Source organism: Actinomycetospora sp. (assembly GCF_036497245.1).
GTDB lineage: Bacteria > Actinomycetota > Actinomycetes > Mycobacteriales > Pseudonocardiaceae > Actinomycetospora.
In genome coordinates this window covers 1-5,153 of the sequence record NZ_DASXJS010000048.1, presented here as the reverse complement: position 1 = coordinate 5,153, position 5,153 = coordinate 1, and the positions used below count along the sequence as shown (strand labels likewise).

At 72.2% G+C, this 5,153-nt stretch carries 5 protein-coding genes; 1 reads left to right on the top strand and 4 read right to left on the bottom strand.

Annotated features, from left to right (window positions below; genetic code table 11):
- On the top strand, positions 1-886 hold an 886-nt coding region (locus VGI02_RS05550), incomplete at its 5' end, for a HoxN/HupN/NixA family nickel/cobalt transporter (RefSeq protein ID WP_331626278.1).
- 108 nt (positions 887-994) lie between these two features.
- Here the strand turns inward: VGI02_RS05550 and VGI02_RS05545 are convergent.
- The 4 genes from VGI02_RS05545 to VGI02_RS05530 form a co-directional block, all read right to left on the bottom strand.
- Positions 995-1,609, bottom strand: a complete 615-nt coding sequence (locus VGI02_RS05545) for a superoxide dismutase (RefSeq protein ID WP_331626277.1) — start codon at positions 1,607-1,609, stop codon at positions 995-997.
- Positions 1,610-1,707: 98 nt separating this feature from the next.
- Positions 1,708-2,613, bottom strand: coding sequence for a DUF6925 family protein (locus tag VGI02_RS05540; protein WP_331626276.1), 906 nt, complete (start codon positions 2,611-2,613; stop codon positions 1,708-1,710).
- A gap of 80 nt (positions 2,614-2,693) precedes the next feature.
- Entirely contained in the window at positions 2,694-4,895 is a 2,202-nt protein-coding gene (metE, locus tag VGI02_RS05535; RefSeq protein ID WP_331626275.1) for a 5-methyltetrahydropteroyltriglutamate--homocysteine S-methyltransferase, read from the bottom strand.
- Between the two features lie 24 nt (positions 4,896-4,919).
- The coding region (locus VGI02_RS05530) for a helix-turn-helix domain-containing protein (protein WP_331626274.1) at positions 4,920-5,153 on the bottom strand (234 nt) is incomplete at its 5' end.

The following is a 5,153-nucleotide window of genomic DNA, read 5'->3' as shown; positions in this document are numbered from 1 at the left end:
CGCCGACCACATCGCGGCGATCGACAACACCACCCGCAAGCTGCTCACCGAGCGAGCCAGCCCTGGGCGTCCGCTCTCGGTCGGGTTCTGGTTCGCCCTGGGCCACGCCAGCGTCGTGTTCGTCATGGTCGCGCTCATCGCCGCCGGTGCCCGCGCGCTGGCCGGCGAGGTCTCCGACGACGGCTCCACGCTCAAGCAGGTCGGCGGGATCATCAGCACCGGCGCCGCCGGGGTGTTCCTCATCGTCATCGGACTGATCAATCTGGTCGTCCTCGTCGGCCTCGTCCGGGTCTTCCTGCGGATGCGCGCCGGAGAGTTCGACGAGGCCGAGCTCGAGGCCCATCTCGACCAGCGCGGGCTGATGAACCGCATCCTCGGCGGGGCGGTGCGCGCGGTCCGCAAGCCGGTCCAGGTGTACCCCGTGGGCCTGCTCTTCGGGCTGGGATTCGACACGGCCACCGAGGTGGCGCTGCTCGTCATCGCCGGAGGGGCCGCTGCCAGTGCGCTGCCCTGGTACGCGATCCTCGTGCTCCCGGTGCTCTTCGCCGCGGGCATGAGCCTGCTCGACACGCTCGACGGCGTGTTCATGTGCTTCGCGTACGACTGGGCCTTCCTGCGCCCCGTCCGCAAGGTCTTCTACAACATCACCATCACGTCGCTGTCGGTGCTCGTGGCCCTGGTCATCGGTGGTATCGAGCTGATCTCGATCCTCACCGACCAGCTCGGCGTCGAGGACGGACCGCTCGCCTGGGTCGCGAATCTCGACCTCGGCAACGTCGGGTTCGTCATCGTCGGGCTCTTCGTCCTCGCGTGGATCGTCGCCCTCTCCGTGTGGAAGTTCGGGCGCGTCGAGGAGCGCTGGCAGCGGCATCTCCAGACCGACTGACCTCGGACGCACGACGACCCCCGGGGAGACGAGAGGTGTCCCCGGGGGCCGTCCGGAGCGCGGTGAGCGAGCTTGGTCGGAACGATCACCGCGCGATCAGGGGGCGGCTCAGATGAGCTGCGTCCCGCGGGCGGACTCGAAGCGCTTGGCGGCGTCGGCCCAGTTGACGACGTTCCACCAGGCCTTCACGTAGTCCGGCTTGACGTTGAGGTAGTCCAGGTAGAAGGCGTGCTCCCACATGTCGAGCATGACCACCGGGATGATCCCGAGCGGCACGTTCGCCTGCTGGTCGTACAGCTGGAAGATGCGCAGCTTCTGGGCGAGGGTGTCGAAGCCCAGGATCGACCAGCCCGAGCCCTGGATGGTCGTCGCGACCGCGGTGAAGTGCTTCTGGAAGAGCTCGAACGAGCCGAAGTCGGCGTCGATCGCGGCGGCCAGGTCTCCGGTCGGGCGGTCACCGCCGTCCGGGCTGAGGTTCTGCCAGAAGACCGAGTGGTTGATGTGCCCGCCGTAGTTGAAGGCGAGGTTCTTCTCCCACAGCAGCGCGGTGGAGCCGATCGTGTCCTTCTCGCGGGCGTCGGCGAGGGCGTCGATCGCCGTGTTCAGCCCGGTCACGTACGTGTTGTGGTGCTTGTCGTGGTGCAGCTCCATGATCTTGCCCGAGATGTGGGGCTCGAGAGCGCCGTAGTCGTAGGGCAGGTCGGGCAGGACGTACTCCGCCATGGGGCTCCTCCGGCTGGCTGACAGTGCAATGCAACCGCAACCCTCTCGCTGCCGCAAGATATTGGCAACACGAGGCGTCCCGAGATCCGCGACGGTTGCTAGTCGGGGGCGGTGGCGGCCGCCACGGCGAGCCGTTCCCCGACCCGACGGCCGCGTCGTGCCGCGGCGGAGAGGCCCGCCGGATGGGGCTCCGGCCGGCCCGCCCGGGCGCGCCGGGTGGCCTCGACCTCCTCCGGGTCGCCCAGGCGCCCCAGGATCTCCTCGAAGGCGGCGTCGGTCGCCGCGTCGTAGGAGTGCCCGCGCCCGAGGGCGTCGCGGCACGGGTGCGGTGGGAACACCGAGGCGACCGGGACGAGGCCCGCGGGGATCGGGTCGGTGGCCGGGTGCGTGCGCCGGTGCGCCAGCAGGGCGGGCAGCAGGTGGGTGTGCGGCCCGAGGGGGCTCTCGCCGTCGGCGGGCGGGATCGGGGACTCGACCTCGATCCGCGCGGCGACGGTCCGGAACACCCGCGCGGCGCCCGCGGCGAGGATCGCGCCGACCAACGATCCCTCGAGGGTCCCGGCGGCCTCGCAGCGGGCGAGGAGGTCGGGGTCGGTGGTCCGGATGCAGGCCTCGAGGTGTCCGACGCCGAGCCCGAGGTCGACCAGGGTCCCGGGACGGACGATCGGGTCCGGATCCGGCCCGAGCACGGTGACCGTGGTGCGGGCGGGCCCGGCGGCCACGTCGTGGGGCAGGCAGATCGCGACGCCGTGGGTCCAGTCGTCGGTCCCGGTCGGGCGGCGCCAGGCGTGCGCGCTCACGTGAACCCCGACCGGCTCGCGCAGGTCGATGCGCAGGGCCCCGTCGGCGCACGCCGCGGTGTGGACGCCGTCGTGGTGCTCGACGGTGACCGGCGCGTCGGGCGGGTGCAGGAACTCCGCGATCGCGCCGAAGGTGCCGACCGCGAACCCCGCGAGCGGGTCGTGCAGCCAGGCGGTCACGGCGTCGTCGAGAGACGTCAACACGTGAACAGGTGTAGCAGGTGGCCTGCCGGCCTCGTGAGCACTTTCCAGTGTCATAACGCCGGAAAGTGCTCACGAGCGCGTCAGCGCACCGAGCGGGCCGCCTCGACCATCGCCTTCAGCGTGGGCTCGACCTCGGCGTAGCCGCGGGTCTTCAGCCCGCAGTCCGGGTTGATCCACAGCCGGTCGTCGGGGACCGCGCGGCGGGCCTCGGCGATCAGCGCCGCGATCTCGTCGCGCGACGGCACCCGCGGCGAGTGGATGTCGTAGATGCCCGGGCCGACCCCGCGGGAGTACCCGATGGACTCCAGGTCGGCCAGCACCTCCATCCGCGAGCGGGCCGCCTCGATCGTCGTGACGTCGGCGTCGAGGCCGTCGATCGCGTCGATGACGTCCCCGAACTCGGAGTAGCAGAGATGGGTGTGGATCTGGGTGGAGTCCTCGGCACCGCCGGTCGCCAACCGGAATGATCCGACCGCCCAGTCCAGGTACGCGCCCCAGTCCGCCCGGCGCGGCGGGAGGAGCTCGCGCAGCGCGGCCTCCTCGACCTGGATGATCTCGATCCCGGCCTGCTCGAGGTCGGCGATCTCGTCGCGCAGCGCGAGCGCGACCTGGTCGGCGGTCGTCCCGAGGGGCTGGTCGTCACGCACGAACGACCAGGCCAGGATCGTCACCGGTCCGGTGAGCATTCCCTTGACCGGCTTCGGCGTGAGCGACTGCGCGTACGTGGCCCAGCCGACCGTGATCGGTTCGGGGCGGGAGACGTCTCCGTGCAGGATCGGCGGGCGCACGCAGCGCGAGCCGGAGGACTGCACCCAGCCCAGCGACGTCGTCGCGAACCCGGGCAGGGTGTCGGCGAAGTACTGGACCATGTCGTTGCGCTCGGGCTCGCCGTGCACGAGTACGTCGAGGCCGAGGTCGGTCTGGAGCTGGATCACGCGCTCGATCTCGCCGCGCATCCGGGCCGTGTAGTCGGCCTCGTCGAGCCGCCCGGCCGCGCGGTCCGCGCGTGCCCTGCGCATGTCGGAGGTCTGCGGGAAGGAGCCGATCGTCGTCGTCGCGAGGTCCGGGAGCCCGAGCCGGTCGGCCTGGGCCTTGCGGCGGACCTGGTAGTCAGCGCGCGTCCTGTCCCCGGCCTCGACGGCGGCGACACGGGCCCGCATCGCCTCGTCGCGCACGGCGGCACCGCCCGCGGTGGCCGCGTCGGAGACCGCCCGGCGCAGGTCCTCGGAGCCCTCCTGGGTGAGCGCCCGGCCGAGCAGTTCGATCTCGGCGACTTTCTCGCGGGCGAAGGCGAGGCGGGCGGTGACCTGCGGGTCGAGCGTCTCCTCGACCGACACGTCGTAGGGCACGTGCAGCAGCGAGCACGAGCTGGACACCGCGAGCTCGTCCACGCTCCCCAGCAGGGAGGCCACTCGGGAGAGCACGCGCGGCAGGTCCGTGCGCCACACGTTGCGGCCGTCGACCACGCCCGCGACCAGCGTCTTGTCGCGCAGGCCGGTGACGCCGGGCACGCGGTCGGCGAGCCCGGGGGCCGTCACGAGGTCCAGGGCGACGCCGTCGACGTCGGTGCGAGCCAGCACGTCCAGCGCCGGGCCCGGATCCCCGTAGGCGGTCGCGACCAGGATGCGCGGGCGGTTCGCCACCGCGCCCAGGCGCTCGTAGGCGCGGCGCAGCGCGTCCAGCTCGGCCTCGGAGCGGTCGGTGACGAACGCCGACTCGTCGAGCTGCACCCACGCGGCACCGGCCGCGGCGAGCTCACCGAGCAGTTGCTCGTACACCGCGACGACGTCGTCGAGGCGGCTGAGTGGCTCGTAGCCTTCGGGTGCCCCGTCGGCCGGCTTGGCCAGCAGGAGGTAGGAGACCGGGCCGACCAGGGCGGGCCGCGCGTTCGTGACGCCGTCCGCGACGGCCTCGGTGTAGCGCTCCACCGGGATGCGCTCGGCGAGCCGGAACGCGTCCACCCGGGCGGGGGCGACGGTGCACAGATGGGTCCAGCCGTCGCCGAGGTCGAAGGTGTACACGAACCGCTCCCCCAGGCCCAGCGCCGAGAGCCGGACCCCGGTACTGGGCTGGGCGCCCTCCGGCACGTCGTCCCACTCCGGGCTGGTCAACAACCGGTTCCCGGAGAGATCGAACAAGTGCAGGTGGGCTCGGTCCCACCGGGCGAACGCATCATCGATCGCGGTGGCGGAGCGCGGCGGAGGTGTGGGAGCGCGCCGCAGCGAACACCCGGCCCGGCCGGGGCCAGAGCGGCTCGGCGTGGCCTTCGACGAGCTCGACACGGATCGAGAGCCAAGACCGGGCCATCAGACCCGCCACGCGGCCGCGTCGGCGTCGTCGGCTTCCCCGCCGGCCCGCTCGAGGACGCGGTAGACCGTCGGCCGAGACACCGAGAAGAGTTCGCCGAGCTCGGCAATGGTGTAGTCGCCGGTAGCGTGCATCCGGGCAAGCTCGCGCTGCTGGCGCGGACTCAGCTTCGGGGCGCGTCCTTTGAGGCGTCCTTTGGCGCGGGCGACGGCCATGCCCTCGCGGGTGCGCAT